Origin of the sequence: Herbaspirillum sp. BH-1, assembly GCF_002870055.1 — a bacterium.
In the GTDB taxonomy this organism is placed as follows: domain Bacteria; phylum Pseudomonadota; class Gammaproteobacteria; order Burkholderiales; family Burkholderiaceae_D; genus Herbaspirillum; species Herbaspirillum frisingense.
Genome location: NZ_PKOI01000004.1, coordinates 102,326 through 126,035 on the forward strand (window position 1 = coordinate 102,326; position 23,710 = coordinate 126,035).

Here is a 23,710-nt window from a genome sequence, read left to right on the forward strand (position 1 = left end):
GCCCCCACAAGGATCCATTCATGATTCCGTTTTCCGTTCTTGATCTATCCCCGATCAACCAGGGCAGCAACGCCGCCCAGGCCTTCAACAACAGCAAGGAACTGGCGCAGCGCGCCGAAGCGCTGGGCTACAAGCGCTACTGGCTGGCCGAACACCACAACATGCCCGGCATCGCCAGCGCCGCCACCGCGCTGGTGATCTCGCATGTCGCCGCCCATACCCGCAGCATCCGCGTCGGTTCCGGCGGCATCATGCTGCCCAACCACTCGCCGCTGGTCATCGCCGAACAGTTCGGCACCCTGGAATCACTCTATCCCGGTCGCATCGACCTGGGCCTGGGTCGCGCTCCCGGTTCCGACCAGCGCACCGCGCGCGCCCTGCGCCGCCACATGGGCGGGGATACCGCCGACAACTTCCCGCAGGACGTGCAGGAACTGCAGGAATATTTTGACGACCCGTCCGACTACCAGTCCCTGCGCGCCGTCCCCGGTGCCGGTCTCAAGGTACCGATCTGGCTGCTCGGTTCCAGCATGTTCAGCGCCCAGCTGGCGGCCGAACTGGGTTTGCCGTTTGCCTTCGCCTCGCACTTCGCCCCCGGCTTCATGAAGTCGGCGATCCAGATCTATCGCGAGCGCTTCAAGCCCTCAGCCACGCTCAAGAAACCCTATGTGATGCTGGCCCTGAACGTCTTCGCCGCCGATACCCAGCGCGAAGCCGAGCGCCTCTTCACCTCGCTGCAGCAGCAATTCCTGAACCTGATCCGTGGCACGCCTGGCCAGTTGCGACCGCCGGTGGATGACATCGACGCGCTCTGGCAGCCGGGCGAGCAAGCGCACGTCGAGCGTTCGCTGGCCTGTGCCGTGGTGGGTGACCGCGACACCGTGCAGGAAGGCCTGCAGGCCTTCATCGACGAACATGCGCCCGATGAGCTGATCATTACCGCGCAGATATTCGATCACGCGGCGCGCCTGCATTCCTTCGAGATTGCTGCCGAGGCCCGTGCGGCCCTGCAGGAAAATGTGACGATCTAGTCCAGCGCTAACGCCACAGACAAAAAGGCGGCAGGGACGTGGTCCCTGCCGCCTTTTTTCTCGTCTTCAATCGAAGGCTTATTCCATCCCCAGCATCCGCGCCAGGCTATTGCCGCTCTTCTCGCTGACCAGGTGGATATGTTCTTCCAGCGACAGCAGATGGGCTTCCATGGCCGCCACCGCGCCCTCGGCATCGCCCCGTTCGATCAGGTCCACGATATGGGTATGCTCGTCATGCTCGCAGGCGGCATAGCCGGCCGGCTCATGCAGGGCCACGATCAGCGAGCAGCGTGACACCAGCTCGCTCAGGTAGCGTTGCAACGTGGCATTGCGCGACAGTTCGGCCACCCGCATGTGGAAGGACGACGCCAGCCGCGCCCAGTGCGTCTGCGCATAGCTGTGCATGACCTCGTGTTCTTCCTTCAGTTGGCGGCGCAGCTTGGCCAGGTCGGCGCGGGTGGCGTTCTGCACCGCCAGGCGCATGATGGCACCTTCCAGTGCGCGTCGTGCCTGGAAGATTTCGCGTGTCTCTTCCGGTGTCGGCATGGCCACCACCGCCCCGCGATTGGGCCGCAACTCCACGATGTGTTCATGCGCCAGTTTCTGCAAGGCCTTCTGCACCACCGTGCGTCCCACGCCGAACAGTTCGCACAGGGCCGCCTCCGGCAGCTTGGTCCCCGGCGTCAGGCGCTGGCTCATCACACTGTCGAAAACGGTCTGGTAGATGCGGGCGATGATGTCCTCGCCCACTTCGCCGTCCGGTACCAGTGCGGGGGCATCGGTGAGCGCGTCGTGCCGCACGCGGGGGCGGCCGGCGCGGCTCTGTCGGGCCGGTGCCGGGCTCACCTCCGGAGGCTTGCGGGTACGGGAAGAGGGCTTGGCAGTCTTGCGGGGAGAGGTGTCGCTCATCGTCTTGTCGAGTGGTGGTTCGCGCCCGGAACTCAGCCGGCGCCGCCTTGCAGCGTGCGCCAGATGCGGGTCGCCAGCCCGATCAGGGCCAGGTCGCTGCCCGCCGGGCCCAGCAATGATACGCCGATCGGCAGCCCGGCGGGGCTGGTAAAGGGCAGGCTTACCTGCGGCAGACCCGCCAGTCCGGCCACACAGGTCAGGCGGAAGGTGCGTGCGCGTACCTGATCGATCTCGGCCGCGCTGGCATCGCGCAGCGGCGCCACGCTGGATGCGGAGGGAATCACCGCCACCCCGTCGGCCCCCAGCAAGGTGCGCACCCGATGGCGTACCAGGTCCTGTTTCTCCCGTGCGGCGCGGGCGGTCTCGGCGCTGGTGTCGCGCGCCATGTCCCAGCGTGCCTGCACGGCCGGGCCGAACGCCGGCCGGGTTTGGCTGATCCAGTCACCATGGCATTGCCAGGCGTCGTAGGCCGAGGCACTGACGTAGGCCTGGCGCCATCTTTCCAGCTCTCCCTCCGCGCCCGACAGGCGCATGTGCTCGCCCGGCATGGTCTTGCGCAGGCCCTCATAGACCCGGTGCAGGACCGGGTGGAATTCAGGATCGGCCAGTTCCAGCATGTCGAACGGCAGCAAGACCTTGCGCAGCGGCGTATCGGCGGTTCCCGGCAGCAGCGCCCGGCCGACGCGCTCGAAGACCTCGGGGTCGTGCGCCAGCCAGGTGGCAGTGTCGAAGCGGGGGCACAGCGGCGCCATGCTGGCCGTGGACAGCAGGCCGAAGCTGGTGCGCAAGCCCCACACGCCGCAATAGCTGGCCGGCACCCGGGTCGAGCCGCCGGTATCGGTGCCCAGTGCGAAGTCGCACAAGCGTGCCGCCACGGCCGCCGCCGAACCGCTGGAAGAGCCGCCCGGCACCCGCTCCGGCGCGGCACTGTTGATCGGCGTGCCGTAGTGGTAGTTGTCACCGTGGATGCTGTAGGCCAGCTCATCGGTCAGTGTCTTGCCGACCAGCGTCGCACCGGCCTGCAGCAATTGATCGACCAGTGCATTGCTACGCCGGGGGATAGCGTGGGTGCGCAGCCAGTCGGGATTGCCGGCACCGGTGGGCTGGCCGGCCACGTCGAACAGGTCCTTGGCCGCGAAGCGCAGCCCGGCCAGCGGACCGCTGGCGGCGCCGGCCAGGGTGAAACGTCCATGCGCAACGAAGGCGCCGACGTGGTCATCGATGTCGAAGGCGGTAGCGGCGCTGGCGTTGGTGTTGGTGATGGCAGGGGTAATGCCTGAAGCAGTATTCAACTCATTCTCCAGAAACGGATGCCGGCCTCAGAAAGGCTGGCGCAATTGTTCCAGCGATGCGACGTGGTCGCAGATGGCACCGGGGGTGGTGAACCAGATCTCGCCCCGGTCGCGGGCAGCCGCCAGGTGTTGCAGGGCGCTGCGCAGATGGCGCAGACGATAGGGCTGGCCCACCAGATAGGGGTGCAGGGCGATCCCCATCACCAGCGGTTGCTGCACCGACTGCTCCAGCATCTCGTCGAAGTTGTCCACGATCATGCGGGCGAAATCGCGCCCGTCCATCTGGCGTGCCACGATCATGGGAATGTCGTTCAACTCCTGCGGATAGGGAATTGACCACAACGTTTCTCCACTGCGCGTGAGCATGTGTACCGGCTGGTCGTCATGCGCCCAGTTGAGGGTGTAGCGATATCCCGTTTCCTGCAGCAGGTCCGGCGTGACCAGGCTCTCCGAAATCCAGGGCGAAAGCCAGCCGGTGGGGGCCACCCCGCTCTCGGCACCGATGCGCTCGCGGCAGTGACGCAGCAGCGCCGCTTCTGCCGCTTCGTCCAGCCTGCCTTGCTGATGGGCGTTGGTGTGGCCGTGACCGATCAACTCATCCCCTCGCGCCACAAAGGCCGCCACCAGCTCGGGGCAGTGATCGTAAAGCGCGGTATTGATCAACACCCCGGCCGACAAGCCCAGTTGCTCGAACAGTTCGAGACAACGCCAGGCGCCGACCCGGTTGCCATATTCCCGCCAGGCGTAGTTGAGCACATCCGGTTCGGGGCACACCGGCCCCAGCTTGGCCCCCAGCCCCTCGCCGAAGGCAAAGTGCTCGATGTTGAAGCCCAGGTAGACCGCCAGTCGGGCGCCATTGGGCCAGCGATAGTGCGGCCGGCGATGGATGGCCGAATAGCCGAAGCGGCCATGCGAGGGCAGGGCGCCATAGGTATCGCCGCCGGCGTCTTGTCCCAGCGCAGCGTCGGCGCCTGGTGGCAGGATCGTGGTCTGCATGTGTCCTCCCTCAGAGTTCGGCCAGACCGGCGCGCACCAGCATGCGTTCGGCGCTGTCGTTCCACACGTCCATATGCACGATCAGCCCGTGGCGCACCACGTAGCGGTCGACGTACCGGTTGCCTTCGAAGGCCTCGCCATCGGGCCAGACACCGTACAGCGTGCCGCGGTTATAGACGATGGCCTGTTCCAGCGTGGCACCGGTCACCACTTCGGTCGCTTCGAAACGCTTCTTGACCCAGCCGTAGCGGCCGGCATTGAAGGCCGCGCATTGTGCAGGATCGATCATCTCGCGCCCGCCGGTAAAGCGGATTTTCAGCTCCGGCGAAACGAAACGGCGCGCCGCCACCGGATCGGGAATCATCAGCACACGCAGGTATTCATCGACCAGCGCGGCAGGATCGTAGGTCAGGGGGCTGCTTGATGATGGTGCGGCGTGCATCATTTTCTCCAGGGTCTGCACAATATCTGTGCGTTATTGAATGCAATTCAAATAGGTTATCAGCGGCAATAAGTACTAATAAATGCTGCAACTATTAGATAAATATTGTCGGCAAAAATTAGGCGTCGTGGTGCTGCTTGGCATAGCCCTTGCATAAGTCATGCCGGGCAGAGCACTCACTCAATGACTGGAACCTACTGGAGGGATTCACATGATCCGTTTCACGCGCCGTACCCTGATCGCCGCCGCAGCAGCCACCGTCGCCACCGCACTGGCGCCGCTGGCACTGGCCGCCGACACCATCAAGATCGGTCTGGTCACCGCCCTGTCGGGCCAGTCCGCACAGGCCGGCGAAGCCTTGACCCGCGGCATGAGCATTGCCATCGACGAGATCAATGCCAAGGGCGGCCTGCTCGGTGGCCGCAAGCTGGAACTGGTGCGCCGCGATGATGAAGGCAACCCCGCCAAGGGCGTGGTGGCGGCGCGCGAACTGATCTTCAAGGAAAAGGTGGCGGTACTCTTCGGCGGCCTCGATACGCCGGTGTCGATGGCCATCGTTCCCATCATCAACCAGGAAAAAGTCCCCTTCGTCGGTCCCTGGGCGGCCGGCACCGGTGTGACCAGGAATGGCGCCAATCCCAACTACGCCTTCCGCGTCTCGGCTGTGGATGAACTGGTGGACAAGGCCATGCTCAACTATGCGCAAAAGACCTTCAAGAGCAGCAAGGCCGGCCTGATCCTGGTCAACAATCCCTGGGGCGAGTCCAACGAGAAGGGCATCGTCGCCGCACTGGCCGAGAAGGGCATGAAGCCCGCCGGCATCGAGAAGTTCGAAGCCAGCGACGTCGACGTGGTGCCGCAACTGAGCCGCCTCAAGGCCGCCGGTGCCGATACCCTGTACCTGGTGGGCAACGTCGGTCCTTCGGCGCAGGTGGTCAAGTCGCTTGATCGCATGGGCTGGAAGGTGCCGGTGGTGTCGCACTGGGGACCGGCCGGCGGCCGCTTCACCGAACTGGCCGGACCGAACGCCAGGAACGTCCACTTCATCCAGACCTTCAGCTTCTTCGGCAAGCTCTCCCCGGTGGGCGAGAAGGTGGTTACCGAGCTCAAGGCCAAGTATCCCGCCATCAAGGGGCCGGACGACATCACCCCCGCCGTCGGCGTGGCCAATGCCTATGACGGCATGCAACTGGCCGCGCTGGCCATCGCCAAGGCAGGTTCCACCAACGGCGATGCAGTGCGCGAGGGCTTCTACAAGATCGATCGCTACGAAGGCCTGATCAAGACCTACGTCAAGCCATTCAGCCCCGGTGTGCATGACGCCCTGCAGGCCGACGACTATGTCTGGGCGCAGTTCATCGACAACCGCATCCTGCCGGTCGGCCTGAGCCAGTAACGCAAACTTGGAAAGAAACGCGCCACCTTTCGTCCGTGCAGGGCCACGGGTGGCGCCAGGAGAACACGATGTTGCTGTTGTCGGCACTGATCAGCGGATTCGGACTGGGGAGCATGTACGGTCTGATGGCGCTCGGCTTCTACATGACGTATGCCGTTTCCGGCACCGTCAATTTTGCACAGGGCAGCTCCATGATGCTGGGCGCCGTGCTGTGCTTCACCTTCGCCCAGACCCTGGGCTGGCCGATGTGGCTGGCCATCCTGCTGGCCCTGGCAGCCTGTGCGCTGTACGGATTGCTGGTGGAGATACTGGCGGTGCGCCCCTTCGCGCGCCAGGGCTCCAATGCCTGGCTGATGTCCACCGTGGCGCTGGGCATCGTGCTCGATAACCTGGTCATGCATACCTTCGGCAAGGAACCGCGCAGCCTGCCTTCGCCGCTGGCGCTGTCGTCCATCGAACTGGGCGGCGTGGGCCTGGGCGTGTACCCGCTGCACCTGCTGATCCCGGCCATCGGCCTGGCGCTGGCCGCCTTGCTGCATACCGTCTCGCGTCGCACCCGCTGGGGGACGGCCCTGCTGGCGGTGGTGCAGAACCGCGATGCGGCGCGCCTGATGGGCATTCCCATCACCCGCGCCATCGCGGTGGCCTTCGCGCTTTCGACCCTGCTGGCCGGCGTGGCCGGGGTGCTGATCGCGCCGCTGTTCAACGTCAATGCCGACATGGGTACGCTGTTCGGCCTGAAGGCCTTCGCGGTGGCCATCCTCGGTGGCATCACCAGCGCCTGGGGCGTGATGATCGCCGGCCTGCTGTTCGGCATGGCCGAGGCACTCATCACGGCCACCCTCGGTTCCGGTTATACCCAGATCATCACCTTCGCTTTGGTGATCGTGGTGCTGGCCATTCGTCCCAACGGCCTGTTCGGCCGCGCACAGGTGAAAAAGGTATGAATCGTCTGCCCCCTTCCATTGCCCGCGGTCCGCAGGCTACGGGCTCCACGTCGGCAGCATCGGCAGCATCGGCAGCATCGGCCGAGACTTCTTCCTCATCCAACATCAAGCTCGGATTGGGTACGCCCGCCGCACTGATGTTTTCTGCGCTGGGCCTGATCGCCGCCATCACGCTGGCGCTCTCGATCAACAGCTACTACGTCTTCGTGCTGGCCGGCATTGCGCTGGTGGCCATCGTCGGCATCGGTCTGAACGTGCTGATCGGTCTGACCGGACAGGTCTCCTTCGGCCATGTCGGCTTCTATGCGGTGGGCGCCTATACGGTCGCCATCCTCACCACCAAGGCCGGGCTGTCGTTCTGGCTGGCCTGGCCACTGGCAGCGGTGGTTGCGGGTGCGCTGGGCATGCTGTTGGCGCTACCGGCACTGCGCGTGAAGGGGCCTTACCTGGCGATGATCACGATTGCCTTCAGCTTCATCATCCAGCACGCCATCATCGAACTGCGCGACCTCACCGGTGGCCAGAACGGCATCATGGGTCTGGCCGCACCGTCCTTCATGGGTTTGCAGGCCGAGCGCGCGATTGCCGTGCTGGGTCTGGTGACGGCGGCGGTGGTACTGGCCGCCTACTGCTGGCTCTCGCGCGGCAGCTGGGGCGCAGCCATGCGCGCCGTGCGCGACAGCGAGACGGCGGCCGAATCCATCGGTCTCAATCCGCTGGTGATCAAGACCGTCGCTTTTGCGGTGTCGGCTGCACTGGCCGGCCTGGCGGGTGGGCTCTTCGCGCCGCTGTCCACCTTCGTCACGCCGGACACCTTCAGCTTCATGCAGTCCATCCTCTTCGTACTGGTGGTGGTGCTGGGTGGCTCCGGTTCCATCCTTGGCCCGGTGATCGGTGCCGTGATCGTGGGTGCGCTGCCGGAACTGCTGTCCAGCCTGGAAGACTATCGTCTCCTGTTCTTCGGTGCCTTGCTGCTGCTGGTACTGTGGGTCGCCCCGGATGGCGTGACGGGACTTCTGGGCAAGCTCGCTGCGCGCCTGCGCAAACCGGCCGTCTTCTCACCTTCCGTCATCGCTCCGCCGGACGATGACATGGCCCAGCCGGCGCTGCCGTCAAGGACGCGCCGCACCTTGTCCGCGGACGGACTCACCATGGTCTTCGGCGGCGTGCGTGCCGTCAGCGATCTCGGCATCGAGGTGCCCGGTGCCGCCGTCACCAGCCTGATCGGCCCCAACGGCGCCGGCAAGACCACGGCGCTGAACATGCTCTCCGGCTTCTATCGCCCCAGCGCCGGTCGCTTCGTGCTGGGCGATACCGAACTGGCCGGCCTGCCGGCCTTCCGCATCGCCCGTCATGGCGTGGCCCGTACCTACCAGACTTCGCAACTGTTCGGCAGCCTGTCGGTGGCCGACAACGTGGCGCTGGCCTGTGGTCGCGGTCGCCTGGGCGGCCTGCTGTCCTCGCGTGGCTTCCTGGCCGGCACGGTGCGCGAACGCAGCCGCCACCTGCTGGACTTCTGCGGCTATCGCGGTGCACTCGACATTCCCAGCGCTGATCTGGCCCACGTGGACCGTCGACTGGTGGAAATCGCCCGGGCGCTGGCCGCCGATCCCGACGTGCTGTTACTCGATGAACCGGCTGCCGGCCTGTCGCGCGAAGACAAGACCCTGCTGGCGCAACTGCTGACCCGCATCGCCGAGGCCGGCATCAGCGTGGTGGTGGTCGAGCACGATATGGATCTGGTGATGCAGATTTCGCGCCGCATCGTGGTCCTGGATGCCGGGCAGCGCCTGGCCATCGGCAGCCCGCAGGAAGTACAGAACGACCCCGCCGTGCGCAAGGCCTACCTGGGCGAGGGCGGCCAACAGCCGGTGACGGCGGCACGCGCTGCAGTGGCCGGTGCCAGCGAATTGCTGGGCGTGGGCGAGATGGTCACAGGCTATGGCGCCGAACCGGTCCTGCATGGCATCAACCTGCAGGTCAGGCAGGGCGAGATGATTGCGCTGCTGGGCGCCAATGGTGCCGGCAAGTCCACCCTGATGCGCGCACTGGCCGGTTTGCATCGTCCGGTAGAGGGCGGCATCCACGCCGGTGGCGTGAACCTGATGCACCTGCGCGCCGAGCAGATCGTGCGCCATGGCGTGGTACTGGTGCCGGAGGGCCGGCAGGTGTTCCCTGAACTCTCGGTGCTGGACAATATCCGCCTCGGTGCCTTCCTCTATCCGCAGGATGTGGACGCGCGGGTAGAGGAGATGTTGGGGCGCTTCCCGCGCCTGCGTGAACGCCTGCATCAGCGCGCCGGCCTGCTCTCCGGCGGCGAGCAGCAGATGCTGGCCATCGCCCGTGGCCTGATGTCGCGCCCGCGCGTGCTGCTGCTGGATGAACCATCGCTGGGACTGGCGCCGAAGGTGATCGCCGAACTGTTCGCGGCACTGGACCAGTTGCGCCGCGAAAACATGACCATCGTGCTGGTGGACCAGATGGCGGCCCTGGCGCTGTCGCTGGCCGACCGCGCCTATGTGATCGAAGGCGGGCGCGTGGTGGCACAGGGCACGGCCGCCGAGATCGCCGCCAATGATGCCCTGGCCAAGGCCTATCTGGGCGCCCACTGAGGACACAGAGGAATCAGCATGGAATCGACACAACCGTTCGAGATCAACCTGCCGGAGGTGGTGGCTGAAGTACGCCAGGCCTTCCAGCGTTACGAAGTTGCGCTGACCACCAATCAGGTCGAGGTGCTGGATGAACTCTTCCTCGACGGGCCGCATACCGTACGCTACGGCGCCACCGAGAACCTGGTCGGGACCGAGGCCATCCGCGCCTTTCGCCAGGGGCGCTCGCCGAAGAACCTGATGCGCACCCTGCGCCAGACCGTCATCACCACCTACGGTCAGGACTATGCCGTCGCCAATACCGAGTTCAGCCGCGAAGGGGAAACGCGCATCGGCCGCCAGAGCCATACCTGGCTGCGCCTGCCGCAGGGCTGGCGCATCGTCGCCGCGCATGTTTCCTGGATGGATGCACCGAAAACGATGCCGGCCTGAACGCCGCGCCGTCCCCGGTTATCATCGTCGCATTGCCTTCCCATCCAATATAAAAACCTCAGGAGTCAGCCATGTTGTATAGCAAGACCTGTCTGGGCGGTATGGTCACCGCCCCTCATCACCTGGCCGCCCAAGCCGGCGCACAGATCCTGCGCGAAGGCGGCAATGCGGTCGAAGCCATGGTGGCTGCGGCGGCCGCCATCGCGGTGGTCTATCCGCACATGAACGGCATCGGCGGCGACGGCTTCTGGCTGATCAGCGAGCCCGGTCGCGAGCCGGTGGCCATCCGCGCCTGCGGACCGTCGGCGGCCCTGGCGACCAAGGCGTTCTATGCCGGTCATGGCTACAGCGCGGTACCCACCCGTGGCGCGCATGCGGCGCTGACGGTGGCCGGCGCCGTGGGCGGCTGGTCGGCCGCGCTCGATTACGCGCAACGCTTCGGCCGCGCTCTGCCGCTGCCGGTGCTCTTGGCCGACGCCATCCGTCACGCCCAGGCCGGGGTCCCCATCACCCGTTCGCAACATGAACTCACCCGCGACAAGTGGTCCGAACTCAAGGACCAGCCCGGCTTCGCCGCCACCTATGCCGCGACCGGCATTCCGGCCCAGGGCGCGGTGCTGAAACAGCCAGCCCTGGCCGCCAGCCTGTCACGCCTGGCCGAAGCCGGGCTGGACGACTTCTATCGCGGCGACCTCGCCGCCACCCTGGCTGCGGGCCTGGAAGCGGCCGGCAGCCCGGTGCGTCGTGCCGATCTGGAAGCCTTCCACGCCCAGATCGTGCAGCCGTTGATGGTGCAATTGCGCTCAGGCCGCGTCTACAACCTGCCGCCGCCGACGCAGGGCGTTTCCGCGCTGATGATCATCGGCCTGTTCGACCGCCTGGGGATCACCGAGGCCGACGGCTTCGCCCACATCCACGGTCTGGTGGAAGCCACCAAGCGCGCCTTCATCCTGCGCAACAAGCATGTCACCGACCCGGCCCACATGAGCGTGGACGCGGCGCACTGGCTGCTGGCCGATGCACTGGACCAGGAAGCCCGCCAGATCCACCTGCAGCAGGCCGCGCCCTGGCCGCATCCGGCCAAGCCCGGCGACACCATCTGGATGGGCGCGGCCGATGCGCAGGGCCGCGTGGTCAGCTACATCCAGAGCATCTTCTGGGAATTCGGCAGCGGCGTGGTGCCGGCCGATACCGGCATCGTCTGGCAGAACCGTGGCGCCAGCTTCACCCTGGACGATGGCGCCAACCAGCTGCAACCGGGCAAGCTGCCGTTCCATACCCTCAATCCCTCGCTGGCGCGTCTGGAGGATGGTCGTACCCTGGCCTACGGCACCATGGGTGGGGAAGGGCAGCCGCAGACCCAGGCCGCCGTATTCACCCGTCATGTGCTCTTCGGCCAGAACCTGCAGGCCGCCGTCAGCGCACCGCGCTGGCTGCTGGGGCGGACCTGGGGCGATGTCTCCACCAACCTGAAGGTCGAAGGCCGGGTGCCGGCCGCTACCATCGACGCCCTGCGCCAGGCAGGTCACGAAGTGCAGGTGGTGGAGGAATACACCGACATGATGGGGCACGCCGGCGCAGTCTGCGTGCATCCGGATGGCGTCATCGAAGGCGCCACCGATCCCCGCGCCGATGGCGTGTGTGCCGGCCTGTAAATCTCCATTCCCCACCCCGCGACGGATGGCCGCGATCCTCACAGATCGTCGCCATCCGTTGTCTTTTTGCATTTCCCGCCTGTCGGGAAATGCTGTCTATTGCGCGCTTTTGCCTGCAGTCATGTCGCTTTGAGGGGAAAGCGCTGCGGAGTATTGGTGAGTATTTTCCTGCGTAAAAATTTTCTCGAAGTTTTTCGGGAAATGCGATGAAAAACCATAGTTGTTCTGGCAAGATGCCGAAATACCCAAGCGGTTCACAGGGGAGCCGTCATGCATCCAGTCGTATCGCAGCATTTTGTCTGAATTGAACAAGAAAAACGCCCCATCTCCGCCGAATCTGTCGTCGCTGATTACGCTGGGGGTGGTTATAACCGTGCTCATCACGACCGTGTCAGTGCTGATTCTGGTGGATCAGTTCACGCGCGGCTACGCGCGTTCGGAATCCGAAACACGCATGAAGCAGCTGGCCTGGCAGATGCAGGACGCGCTCGAGCGCGGCATGATCGAACGCGAGATCGATCTGCGTCTGCTGGTGCAACGCCCGTCCATCCGCGCCGCGACCGATGTGGCGCGCGTGCGCCGGGTGCTCAACGAACTGCAGTCCAATGTGCCGCACTATGCCTGGATCGGCCTGGCGCAACCCGATGGTGCCGTACTGGCGGCCACCAATGGCTTGCTTGAAGGTGTCAGCGTGGCCGAGCGCCCCTGGTTCCAGGAAGGCCGGAAAAGCGAATATGCGGGCGACTACCATCCCGCACTCCTCCTGAGCAAGAAGCTGCCCCCGCAGTCCGATCCCTGGCGCTTCGTCGACCTCGCCGCACCCGTGCAGGATGCAAACGGTCAGCTGGTGGGCGTGCTGGGCATGCACCTGTCCTGGAGCTGGGCCCGCGATATCGCCGCCAAGCTGCTCGACCCCGCCGGCAACCGCTATGACGTCGACGTGATCATCGTGCGCGATGACGATACCGTCATCCTCGGTCCCCGCAATCTCGAAGAAACCAAGGTCGATACCGCCAGCCTGCGTGCCGCGCGCGCCTCGCGTACCGGCGGCTCGCTGCTGGAGACCTGGCCTGACGGTTTGCGTTATGTCACCGGTTACGCCCGTACCGGCCAGCAGGGCGGCATGAAACTGAACTGGAGCGTGCTGGTGCGCCAGCCCGAGTCGGTGGCGCTGGCCGCCTTCCGCGATCTGGAACGACGCGTGATCGTGGTCGGCACGCTCTCCGGGGCCGTGCTGGTGATCCTGGCCTATGTGCTCACGCGACGCCTGGTGGCGCCCATCAACGCACTCTCGGCAGCGCTGGAGCAACGCGCCGCCGGTCGCTCCGACGTCTCCATCCCGCGGGTGGACAGCTATCGCGAAATCCATCTGCTGTCCTCCACCCTGGTCAACATGGTGGCACGCGAAGAAAGCTATCTGCGCGAAGTGCGCTCCCTTAATGAAAGCCTGGAGCATCGGGTCGCCGAGCGCACCAGCCGCCTGCACGAGACCGCCACCGCCCTGCAGCAGGCGCTGGACCAGCAACAGGCCAACCAGATCCAGCTAGAAGAAAGCGCCGCCGAACTGCGCGCCATCCTGGAAAACGCCCAGGACGCCTTCATTGCCGCCGACGAACACGGTCGGGTGGTCGAATGGAACCGTCAGGCCGAACTGTTGCTGGGCTGGCCGCGTGACCAGGCCATGGGGCGCGACATGGCCGAACTGATCATCCCGCCCGACATGCGCGCCGCCCACAATCGCGGCATGGAGAAGTTCTTCGAAGATGGCACCAGCGTGGTCATCAACAACCGCATCGAACTGCAGGCCCTGCATCACGATGGACATGAACTGCCCATCGAGATCACGGTCGGGCATGTCAAGCGCCAGAGCGGCCACCTGTTCATCGCCTTCCTGCACGACATCACCGAACGTCTGGCCTTCCGCGACCAGATGCGCGAACTGGCCCTCACCGACGTACTGACCAGCCTGCCCAATCGCCGCGCCTTCAGCGACCGCCTGCCCGAGGGCATGATGCGTGCGCGCCGCGCCCATCAACTGCTGGCGCTGTTCTTCATGGACCTGGATGGCTTCAAGGGCATCAACGACCGCTATGGTCACGAAGCCGGCGATGAACTGCTGGTCGAGTTTGCGCGGCGTCTGCAACAATCGGTGCGCGACGTCGATACCGTGGCGCGCCTGGCCGGTGACGAGTTCGTGGTGATCCTGGAAAACCTGCAATCCCAGGAAGACGCCCTGATGGTGGCCGAGAAGGTCCTCCATACCATCCGCGAACCCTTCCAGCTGACCCACTCCACGGTCAACATCTCCAGCAGTATCGGGGTGGCGGTCTATCACCCCGACCTGGACGGCGAAGTCGGCCCCGAAGAACTCCTGGCCATGGCCGACAAGGCCATGTACGCCGCCAAGCGCCTGGGCAAGAACCGCGTCGAACTGGGCAAGGTGTCCGACGTCTGATCGGCCGGCGCTGCCGGCCGCTGTTGTTTTCTCTTCCCGTTTCTCCCCTCGTTATTACCGTAGCGCCGCCATGGTGTCTTGCGGTTGTCAGGTATTCCAGCGTCTTCTCGGCGTGATGCCCTGCCAATCGGAATCCGGACGCGATCCAGACCTTGCATTCAAAGACATTCAAAAGACATTCTTCGATTTATTGCGCTTTCTTCGACGCGGCTTCTTATCGCGCCATGCTGGTCACAGATAATCCCGGACTCTGCGATATCTACGTTTCAGTCATCTCTTCATTCGCTCCTACGGACTCGACGATCGTGAAAACAGCTCTCGCCGCCCCACCAGATGTTGAATTCGGAAAATCCGACGGAGAACCGACCATCGCGTCCAGCTCCCGTATTGCGTAGCTACCTATACACATGGTCAATCGTCCCGAATCCGATTCGTCGGATCATGCCGACTACGCCGCCGCCCACACCGAGATCGTGGACCTGATCGAGACGGCCCGACGCGCTGCCGCACGCAGCGTCAATGCTTTCATGACGGCCAGCTATTGGGAGATCGGGCGACGCATCGTCGAGCTGGAGCAGGGTGGCAGGGAGCGGGCAGGATACGGACAGGCTTTGCTCAAGCGTCTGTCGGCCGACCTGTCTGCCCGCTTCGGGCGAGGGTTCGGCGTAGACTCACTGGAATCCATGCGCTTGTTCTACCAGACCTATCCGCCTTCGACGATATCCGAATCACTGATTCGGATATCGCCAGCAGGCAGCCTGGCGCTGCCCCCAAGGTCGTTGACCAGACATTTCGACATCCGTCAGATGGCGCAAGTATTCCCGCTGTCCTGGACCCACTATATCCACCTGATGCGCCGTACACGTTCAGCTCAAGAGCGGGCATTCTACGAAGCCGAAGCCCTGCGTGGCGGGTGGAGTGTACGCCAGCTAGACCGCCAGATCAGTTCCCAGTTTCACACCCGCGCCTTGCTGTCGAAGAACAAGCGCACCATGCTTGAAGAAGGAAGCCAGCAGCAGCCCCAGGATGTCGTCACGCCAGATGAGGTGATCAAAGATCCCTACGTGCTGGAGTTCCTCGACCTCAAGGATGAGTATTCCGAATCCAATCTGGAGGAGGCGCTCATCCGACGCCTGGAAGATTTCCTGCTTGAACTGGGTAGCGACTTCACCTTTGTCGGCCGCCAGCGCAGACTGCGCATCGACGAAAGCTGGTTCCGCGTGGATCTGCTGTTTTTTCACCGCCGCCTGCGTTGCCTGGTCATCATCGATCTGAAACTGGGGGAGCTCAGTCATGCCGATGTCGGGCAGATGCATATGTATTGCAACTATGCCCGTGAGCATTGGACGTTGCCGGATGAAAATCCGCCCGTCGGCCTGATCCTGTGCGCCCGTGCCAGATCGGCGCTGGCCCGCTACGCCCTGGAAGGTCTGCCCAACAAAATCATGGCGGCCCAATACCAAACCGTGCTGCCTGACGTAAAGCTGCTGGAAGCAGAACTGGAGAAGACGCAGAGAGAACTCCAGGCGCGGCACGTTGTGGGCAATGTCGATGGTGTTGACGACCTGTAGTGCGCACTCGGACGCCAGAGAAACCTCCGGTCCTGCAAATCACCTCGTCTCGCCCGGCCCTACCTCGCTCCGCCCGCACGTCATCACCTTGCCGGCCCACGTTTACTTCTTGTTTACACCCCCGCCCCAAACATTTACCCGGATTTAATGCCGCTTTCCCTATCGTTCCACTGTCGCTGATTCCGGTTCCCGGAGCGGCGGGACACAACGTCAACAATGGAGTGGGAAATGTGGCAAACGGATTTTCTCTACGTGGGCATGCTGCTGGTCTGCGGCATCTCGATGTGGGCATTCATCGCCCTGTGCAGCCGTCTGGAACGGCAGGAAGGCGAGAAGAAATGAACCTCATGTATCTGCTGGGGCTGGTCGTTTCCATTGCCCTGTTGCTGTACCTGGTCTATGCGCTGATCAAGCCGGAGGACTTCTGACATGGACAGCAACAACTACCTCCAGCTCGGCCTCTACCTGGCCGTGCTGCTGATTCTCTCCCTGCCGCTGGGCTGGTACATGGCCCGCGTGATGGAGGGCAGGTCACGCGTGAATCGCCTCTTCGGTGGCATCGAACGCGTCTTCTATCGCCTCTGTGGCATCAGCCGCGAGCAAGACATGGACTGGAAGCAGTACGCCATCGCCGTGGTGCTGTTCAACTTCCTCGGGTTGATCGTGGTGTACCTGCTGCAGCGCGTCCAGCAATGGCTGCCGCTCAATCCGCAGGCCTTGCCCACCATCAGTCCCGACTCGTCCTTCAACACCGCGCTGAGCTTCGTCACCAATACCAACTGGCAGGGCTATGTGGGTGAAGCCACCATGAGCTACCTGACCCAGATGGCGGCGCTGGCGGTGCAGAACTTCCTCTCGGCGGCCACCGGCATCGCGATCGCCTTTGCGCTCATTCGCGGCTTTGCCCGCCACAGCAGCAAGGGCATCGGCAACTTCTGGGTGGACCTGACCCGCAGCACGCTCTATGTGTTGCTGCCGCTGTCGGTGGTGCTGGCCCTGGTGCTGGTGCAGCAGGGCAGCATCCAGAACTTCCGTTCCTACCAGGAAGTGAAGACGCTGGAAGTGACCCACTACACCGTGCCAAAACTGGATGCTGCCGGCCAGCCTTTGAAGGATGCCAAGGGCGAACCGCTGGTCGATGCCCAGAGCACCGACCGGCAGACCTTGCCGATGGGACCGGTGGCCTCGCAGGAAGCCATCAAGATGATCGGCACCAACGGCGGTGGCTTCTTCAATGCCAACTCGGCCCACCCCTACGAGAACCCGACTCCGCTCGCCAACTTCCTGCAGATGCTGGCCATCCTCATCATCCCGGCCGCGCTCTGTACCAGCTTCGGCGTGCTGGTTGGAGACCGGCGCCAGGGCTGGGCCATCCTGGCCTCGATGACCTTGCTGTTCGTGGTGCTCACGCTGGTGCTGATGTACAGCGAGTCGCAGACCAATCCCATGCTGGCGTCGCTGCACGCCTCCGGCCCCGGCATGATGGAAGGCAAGGAGACCCGCTTCGGCATCCCGGCCTCGGCCCTGTTCGCTTCCATCACCACGGCGGCGTCCTGCGGTGCGGTCAATGCCATGCACGACTCGCTCTCGCCACTGGGCGGGCTGGTGCCGATGCTGCAGATGCAACTGGGTGAGGTGGTGTTCGGCGGCGTCGGCTCGGGCCTGTACGGCATGCTCATCTTCGCGGTGCTGGCGGTGTTCATCGCCGGCCTGATGATCGGCCGTACGCCCGAATACCTGGGCAAGAAGATCGGCGTATTCGACATGAAGATGATGTCGATCGCCATTCTCATGACCCCGGCCCTGGTGCTGATCTTCACCGCCCTGTCGGTGATGGTGGAGGGCGGCCTGGCCGGCATCGCCAACCCCGGTGCGCACGGTTTCTCGGAAATCCTGTACGCCTTCAGCTCGGCGGCCAACAACAACGGCAGCGCCTTTGCCGGGCTCTCGGTCAATACGCCGTACTACAACATCACGACCGGCCTCTGCACCTGGCTGGGCCGCTTCGGCATCATCGTGCCGGTGCTGGCCATGGCCGGTTCGCTGGCCGGCAAGAAGCGCCTGGCGGCCACCTCCGGCACCTTGCCCACGCACGGTCCGCTGTTCGTGGCCCTGCTGATCGGCGCGGTGATCCTGGTGGGTGCGCTGACCTATGTGCCGGCACTGGCGCTGGGTCCGGTGGTGGAACACCTGCAGATGATGGCGATGTAATTGATTCGATGGCTTGCGCGGCAAGGGCGGACACGCCCGCGCCGCGCAGCAACCCGCAACGGAAAACCTATGACTACCCCTTCCAGCAATACTCCGGCCGCTGCCAGCAAGCTGCAGGCCGATGCCATTCCGTCCGCCGCGCAGACCGCGCGCTGGATGTTCGATCCGAAGATCGTCAAGCCGGCCCTGGCCGACGCCGTGCGCAAGCTGTCGCCACGCGTGCAGTGGCGCAATCCGGTGATGTTCGTGGTCTATCTCGGCAGCATCCTGACCACGCTGCTGTTCATCCAGGCCCTGGTCGGCAAGGGTGAGGCGCCGGCCGGTTTCATCGGCGCCGTCGCCGCCTGGCTGTGGTTCACGGTGCTCTTCGCCAACTTCGCCGAAGCCCTGGCCGAGGGCCGCAGCAAGGCCCAGGCCGCGGCCCTGCGCGGAGTCAAGAAGAGCGTGACGGCCAAGAAGTTGCGCAATGCGGCCTCGGTGGCAGGCACTGCGAACGCCGCCCGCCAGTGTGAAGTGGTGGAAGGCGACAGCCTGCGCAAGGGCGACCTGATCCTCATCGAAGCCGGCGATACCGTGCCGGCCGACGGCGACGTCATCGAGGGCGTGGCCACCGTGGACGAGAGCGCCATCACCGGCGAATCGGCACCGGTGATCCGCGAATCCGGCGGCGATTTTTCGGCTGTCACCGGCGGCACGCGCGTGCTGTCGGACTGGATCGTGGTGCGGGTCTCGGTCAATCCGGGCGAAGCTTTCCTGGACCGCATGATTGCCATGGTGGAAGGCGCCAGCCGCAAGAAGACCCCCAATGAACTGGCCCTCACGCTCTTGTTGGTGGCGCTGACGCTGGTGTTCCTGCTGGTGACGGTGACCCTGCTGCCGTTCTCGATCTTTTCCGTGACCGCCGCCGGTGCCGGTGCGCCGGTGTCGGTGACGGCCCTGGTGGCACTGCTGGTGTGCCTGATCCCGACCACCATCGGCGGCCTGCTCTCGGCCATCGGTGTGGCCGGCATGAGCCGCATGATGCAGGCCAATGTGATCGCCACCTCCGGCCGCGCCGTGGAAGCCGCCGGTGACGTCGACGTGCTGCTGCTGGACAAGACCGGCACCATCACCCTCGGCAACCGCCAGGCCGCCGCCTTCATGCCGGCGCCCGGCGTGGCGGAGCGCGAACTGGCCGATGTCGCCCAGCTGGCTTCGCTGGCCGATGAAACGCCGGAAGGCCGCAGCATCGTGGTGCTGGCCAAGAACCGCTTCAACCTGCGCGAACGCGAAATGGCCGGCCTGGGCGCGGAATTCATCCCGTTCTCGGCGCAGACCCGCGTCTCCGGCATCGACATCGGCAGCCGTCGCATCCGCAAGGGCGCCGCCGACGCCATCCGCAAGCTGGTGCGCTCGGCCGACCAGCGCTTGCCGGCGCAGGTGGAGAGCGACGTGGAAGCCATCGCCCGTCGCGGCGGCACGCCGCTGGTGGTCATCGAATGGCACGCCGAGGCAGCCATGGTCAACCAGGGTGCGCCGATCCGCATCCTCGGCACGGTGGAATTGAAGGACATCGTCAAGGGCGGCATCAAGGAACGTTTCGGCGAACTGCGCCGCATGGGCATCAAGACCATCATGATCACCGGCGACAACCGCCTGACCGCTGCTGCCATTGCTGCCGAAGCGGGTGTCGATGACTTCCTGGCCGAGGCCACGCCGGAGCAGAAGCTGGCGCTGATCCGCCAGCACCAGGCCGAAGGCAAGCTGGTGGCGATGACCGGCGACGGTACCAACGACGCCCCGGCACTGGCCCAGGCCGACGTCGCCGTGGCCATGAACAGCGGCACCCAGGCGGCCAAGGAAGCCGGCAACATGGTCGATCTGGACTCCAATCCGACCAAGCTGATCGAGATCGTCGAGATCGGCAAGCAGATGCTGATGACGCGCGGCAGCCTGACCACCTTCAGCATCGCCAATGACGTGGCCAAGTATTTCGCCATCATTCCCGCCATGTTCGTGGCGACCTATCCGCAGCTGGGCGCGCTGAACGTGATGCATCTGGCCAGCCCAGACTCCGCCATCATGTCGGCCGTGATCTTCAATGCGCTGGTGATCGTCGGCCTGATCCCGCTGGCCCTGCGCGGAGTGCGCTATCGCGCCCTGGGCGCGGCCGTGCTGCTGCGTCGCAACCTGCTGATCTACGGTCTGGGTGGTCTGTTGGTGCCGTTCGTGGGCATCAAGCTGATCGATATGCTGCTGGCCGCTTTCGGCCTGGTATGAACTTGTCTCCTAGCTCCAAGGAAAGCCTCATGAAAACCTCTACTCCCCATCCTTTGCGTCCGGCCATCACGCTGTTCATCCTGCTGGGCGTGCTGCTGGGCGGCCTCTACCCGCTGCTGGTGACCGGCCTGGCGCAGGCCTTCTTCCCGCAGCAGGCCAATGGCAGCCTGATCGAACGCCAGGGACAGCCGGTCGGCTCCGAACTGATCGGCCAGAACTTCAGCAGCCCGGCCTATTTCTGGGGCCGCCCCTCGGCCTCGGGCACCTTCCCCAACAATGGCATGGCCTCCGGTGGCAGCAACCTGGGTCCGACCAATCCGGCCCTGAAGCAGGCCGCCGAAGACCGTGCCAAGGCCCTGCAGGAAGCCGATCCCGGTAACACCGGCGCCATCCCCATCGACCTGCTGACGGCCTCGGCCAGCGGCCTGGACCCGCACATCAGCCCGGCCGCTGCCGACTACCAGGCCGCTCGCGTGGCCCGTGCACGTGGCGTGAGCGTGGAGCAGGTGCGGGCGCTGATCCGTGGCAACAGCGAGACCCCGCAATGGGGCCTGTTCGGTGAACCTCGCGTCAATGTGCTCAAGCTGAACCTGGCCCTGGATGTGGCCGCGCCAATGCGCGCCCAGGCCGATCCCAAGTAGGTCAGACATCCGCGCAAGCCAGGCCGGGGGCACGCGTTTGCCGTGCCCCCGGCCTTTTGCCACTACAATGCCAGCAACCCGAATACCCGCCATGGACCAACGCCCCGACCCCGACGACCTGCTGGAACGCGTGATGCGCGACGAAGAACGCCAGGCACGCGGCCGCCTGAAGATATTCTTCGGCTTCTCGGCCGGCGTGGGCAAGACCTTTGCCATGCTGGAAGCGGCCCAGGCGCTGGCGGCCCAGGACGTGGACGTGGTCGCCGGCGTGGTCGAAACCCATGGCCGCGCCGAGACCGAGGCGCAACTGGCCGGCATTGCGCGCCTGCCCATGCGCATGGTGGCCTACCGCAATCGCCAGTTGCCCGAGTTCGACCTGGATGCCGCGCTGGAACGCCGGCCCGGCGTGATCCTGGTGGACGAACTGGCGCACTCCAATGTCCCCGGTTCGCGCCATGCCAAGCGCTGGCAGGACATCGACGAACTGCTGCGCGCCGGCATCGATGTCTACACCACCCTCAACGTGCAGCACATCGAAAGCCTCAACGACGTGGTGGGCCAGATCACCGGTATCCGCGTCTTCGAGACCGTGCCCGACCATGTCTTCGACGATGCCGACGACGTCAAGCTGGTCGATATCCCGCCCGACGAACTGCTGGCGCGGCTGCAGCAGGGCAAGGTCTATCTGCCGCAGCAGGCCGAGAAGGCCGGACGCAACTTCTTCCGCAAGGGCAATCTCATCGCGCTGCGCGAGATCGCCCTGCGCCGCACCGCTGACCGTGTCGATGCCGACATGCGCCAGTACCGCGCCGACCGCTCCATCGCCCAGCTGTGGCAGGCGCGTGAGCGCATCGTGGTGGCCATCGGCAGCGGCGTCGGTGAGGAACGCCTGATCCGCGAAGGCGCCCGGCTGGCCGCCAAGCTGCAGGCCGAATGGCTGGCGGTGCACGTCGATCTGCCGCGCCAGCGCCAGGCCATGGCCAGCCGCGAGCGGGTGGTGGCCTATCTGAAACTGGCGCAATCGCTGGGTGCGGAAACGGCCAGCATCAGTGGTGAGGAGCTGGCCGCCGCACTGCTGCAGTTTGCCCGCAGCCGCAACGCCGGCAAGCTGGTGATCGGCCAGCAGAGCCGCGGTCTGCGTCACCTTCTGCAGTGGCCGCGTGGCTCGCTGGCGCAACGTATCGCCGCGGCCGGTGGCGAGATCGATCTCTACACCATCGCCCGCAGCCGCACCCGCGAGCAGCCCGAGGGACGTGCCGGTGACGGTACCGACAGTGCGGCCAGCGCGGCCGAGGCCCTGCTCACGCGGCGGCGTCGCACGCGTGGCACCCTGTGGGCCGTGGCCAGCTGCGCAGCCACCACGACGCTGGCCTTCCTCTTGGACGGCAAGCTGCATCCGGCCAACGTCATCATGCTCTACCTGGTGGGCGTGATGCTGGTGGCGATGCGCCATGGGCGAGCAGCGTCGGCGCTGGTGTCGGTGCTGTCGGTGATCTCCTTCGATTTCTTCTTCGTCGATCCGCGTTTTTCGATCACGGTGTCCGACGCCCAGTACCTGCTGACCCTGGCGGTGATGCTGGCGGTGTCGCTGTTCATCAGTTCGCTCACGGCACGCCTGCGGCGCCAGGCCAGCGTGGCCATGCAGCGCGAGGCGCGGGCTGCCAATCTCTACATGCTGGGCAAGGAACTGTCGGCCCTGCTCACGCTGGACCAGATACTGGAAATCGGCCGCCGTCACCTGGCCGCGGTGTTCGGGGCGCGCATCGCCTTCTTCCTGCCGGACAGTGCCGACCAGTTGCGCCTGACGGCGCCGGAGCAGGACGGTAGTGGCGCGCATGTGCTGCACAGTGTGGATGCCGGCGTGGCGCAGTGGGTCTATGACAACGGGCAGGTGGCCGGCAAGGGCACGGCCACCTTGCCTTCGGCCGCAGCCCTGTATCTGCCGCTGACGGCCACCATGCGGACCCGTGGCGTACTGGCTTTTGCCATCGATGCCGCCAGCGAGGAAGAGGGCCAGTTGGCGGCCGCCCAGCTGGCGCTGCCCGAGAATCGGCAGATGCTGGAAATCTTCTGTTCCCAGATCGCCATGGCCATCGAACGCCTGCACTACGCCGAGGTGGCCCAGGATGCGCTGGTGACGATGGAATCGGAACGCCTGCGCAATTCGCTGCTGTCGGCCATCTCGCACGACCTGCGCACGCCGTTGACCTCGCTGGTGGGCAGTGCCGACGTCCTGGCCGCCAATGCCCGCCTGGACGATGACGCCCGCGCCATGGCCCGTACCATCAGCGAGCAGTCGCAGAAGATGGTCGGGCTGATGAACAACCTGCTGGACATGGCACGGCTGCAGGCCGGTGTGGTTACGCTGAACCGGCAATGGAATGCCCTGGAAGAATTGACCGGCTCGGCCCTGCGTCTGCTGGCCAAGGCACTGGAAGGACTGTCGGTGGAAACCCGCATCGCCGCCGACCTGCCCTTGCTGCGGGTGGACGCGGTCTTGCTGGAGCGGGTATTGGCCAACCTGGTGGAGAACGCCATCAAGTATTCACCCGCCGGCAGTCCCATCACCATCGCGGCCCATGTCGAGCAGAGCGATGGCAGCCGCCAGCTCAAGGTCAGCGTGAGCGATCAGGGGCGCGGCTTCCCGCCGGCCATGACGCAGCATGCCTTCGAGAAATTCACCCGTGGCGACAACGAGTCCAGCACCCCCGGCGTGGGCCTCGGACTGGCGATCTGTCGCGCCATCATCGAGGCGCACCAGGGCCGCATCTGGATCGCCCCGCAGGAAGCCGGGCAGGGGGCTACCGTCTGCTTTACCCTGCCGGTGGAAACGCAGCCGGCCCTGCCTGAAGAATGAGGAA

18 protein-coding genes are annotated in these 23,710 nt (G+C 65.1%); 13 read left to right on the top strand and 5 right to left on the bottom strand.

The features are described from left to right. The first annotated feature begins 20 nt into the window (after positions 1-20). A complete protein-coding gene (locus tag HBH1_RS07260) occupies positions 21-1,031 on the top strand; it encodes an LLM class flavin-dependent oxidoreductase (RefSeq protein WP_077235440.1) in 1,011 nt (336 codons plus the stop codon). A gap of 78 nt (positions 1,032-1,109) precedes the next feature. Here the strand turns inward: HBH1_RS07260 and HBH1_RS07265 are convergent, their stop codons facing one another. Genes HBH1_RS07265 through HBH1_RS07280 form a run of 4 tightly spaced genes read right to left on the bottom strand, consistent with a single transcriptional unit; the run spans position 1,110 to position 4,670 of the window. Further along, positions 1,110-1,940, bottom strand: a complete 831-nt coding sequence (locus tag HBH1_RS07265) for a GntR family transcriptional regulator (protein WP_102662178.1) — start codon at positions 1,938-1,940, stop codon at positions 1,110-1,112. Between the two features lie 32 nt (positions 1,941-1,972). Further along, complete coding sequence (locus tag HBH1_RS07270) at positions 1,973-3,232, bottom strand: amidase (protein ID WP_102662179.1); 1,260 nt, start codon at positions 3,230-3,232, stop codon at positions 1,973-1,975. A gap of 27 nt (positions 3,233-3,259) precedes the next feature. Further along, entirely contained in the window at positions 3,260-4,228 is a 969-nt protein-coding gene (locus HBH1_RS07275) for a polysaccharide deacetylase family protein (protein WP_199181541.1), read from the bottom strand. Positions 4,229-4,238: 10 nt separating this feature from the next. Beyond that, positions 4,239-4,670, bottom strand: a complete 432-nt coding sequence (locus tag HBH1_RS07280) for a hypothetical protein (RefSeq protein WP_102662180.1) — start codon at positions 4,668-4,670, stop codon at positions 4,239-4,241. Positions 4,671-4,881: 211 nt separating this feature from the next. On the opposite strand from HBH1_RS07280, the gene HBH1_RS07285 reads away from it, so the two are divergent. From HBH1_RS07285 to HBH1_RS07305, 5 genes are all read left to right on the top strand, one after another. Then, positions 4,882-6,066: an ABC transporter substrate-binding protein gene (locus HBH1_RS07285; RefSeq protein WP_102662181.1), complete on the top strand. Its 1,185-nt coding sequence runs from the start codon at positions 4,882-4,884 to the stop codon at positions 6,064-6,066. 68 nt (positions 6,067-6,134) lie between these two features. Further along, complete coding sequence (locus HBH1_RS07290; protein WP_039874353.1) at positions 6,135-7,013, top strand: branched-chain amino acid ABC transporter permease; 879 nt, start codon at positions 6,135-6,137, stop codon at positions 7,011-7,013. Then, complete coding sequence (locus tag HBH1_RS07295; RefSeq protein ID WP_102662182.1) at positions 7,010-9,625, top strand: branched-chain amino acid ABC transporter ATP-binding protein/permease; 2,616 nt, start codon at positions 7,010-7,012, stop codon at positions 9,623-9,625. The genes HBH1_RS07290 and HBH1_RS07295 overlap by 4 nt, the downstream gene beginning before the upstream one ends. A gap of 18 nt (positions 9,626-9,643) precedes the next feature. Beyond that, positions 9,644-10,057 (top strand): oxalurate catabolism protein HpxZ, encoded by a 414-nt coding sequence (gene hpxZ, locus HBH1_RS07300; RefSeq protein ID WP_102662183.1) that lies wholly within the window; start codon positions 9,644-9,646, stop codon positions 10,055-10,057. A 71-nt stretch (positions 10,058-10,128) separates the two neighbouring features. Further along, positions 10,129-11,712 carry a gamma-glutamyltransferase family protein gene (locus HBH1_RS07305; RefSeq protein WP_102662184.1) on the top strand — a complete coding sequence of 528 codons (1,584 nt, stop codon included), beginning with the start codon at positions 10,129-10,131 and terminating at the stop codon, positions 11,710-11,712. 96 nt (positions 11,713-11,808) lie between these two features. Here the strand turns inward: HBH1_RS07305 and HBH1_RS25375 are convergent, their stop codons facing one another. Further along, positions 11,809-12,093: a hypothetical protein gene (locus tag HBH1_RS25375; RefSeq protein WP_233207565.1), complete on the bottom strand. Its 285-nt coding sequence runs from the start codon at positions 12,091-12,093 to the stop codon at positions 11,809-11,811. A 73-nt stretch (positions 12,094-12,166) separates the two neighbouring features. Here HBH1_RS25375 and HBH1_RS07310 point away from each other — a divergent pair, with 73 nt between their 5' ends. From HBH1_RS07310 to HBH1_RS07340, 7 genes are all read left to right on the top strand, one after another. Next, on the top strand, positions 12,167-14,167 hold the full coding sequence (locus HBH1_RS07310; RefSeq protein WP_369878605.1) for a sensor domain-containing diguanylate cyclase: 2,001 nt from the start codon (positions 12,167-12,169) through the stop codon (positions 14,165-14,167). 407 nt (positions 14,168-14,574) lie between these two features. After that, positions 14,575-15,738: a PDDEXK nuclease domain-containing protein gene (locus tag HBH1_RS07315; protein WP_102662185.1), complete on the top strand. Its 1,164-nt coding sequence runs from the start codon at positions 14,575-14,577 to the stop codon at positions 15,736-15,738. Positions 15,739-16,076: 338 nt separating this feature from the next. Beyond that, positions 16,077-16,166: a K(+)-transporting ATPase subunit F gene (kdpF, locus tag HBH1_RS07320; RefSeq protein WP_017452361.1), complete on the top strand. Its 90-nt coding sequence runs from the start codon at positions 16,077-16,079 to the stop codon at positions 16,164-16,166. A 1-nt stretch (position 16,167) separates the two neighbouring features. Beyond that, positions 16,168-17,949 carry a potassium-transporting ATPase subunit KdpA gene (kdpA, locus tag HBH1_RS07325; protein WP_102662186.1) on the top strand — a complete coding sequence of 594 codons (1,782 nt, stop codon included), beginning with the start codon at positions 16,168-16,170 and terminating at the stop codon, positions 17,947-17,949. 69 nt (positions 17,950-18,018) lie between these two features. Then, positions 18,019-20,208: a potassium-transporting ATPase subunit KdpB gene (gene kdpB / locus HBH1_RS07330; protein WP_102662187.1), complete on the top strand. Its 2,190-nt coding sequence runs from the start codon at positions 18,019-18,021 to the stop codon at positions 20,206-20,208. 29 nt (positions 20,209-20,237) lie between these two features. Then, positions 20,238-20,849, top strand: coding sequence for a potassium-transporting ATPase subunit KdpC (gene kdpC / locus HBH1_RS07335; RefSeq protein WP_077235451.1), 612 nt, complete (start codon positions 20,238-20,240; stop codon positions 20,847-20,849). A gap of 91 nt (positions 20,850-20,940) precedes the next feature. Further along, on the top strand, positions 20,941-23,706 hold the full coding sequence (locus HBH1_RS07340; protein ID WP_102662188.1) for a sensor histidine kinase: 2,766 nt from the start codon (positions 20,941-20,943) through the stop codon (positions 23,704-23,706). Positions 23,707-23,710: the final 4 nt, after the last annotated feature.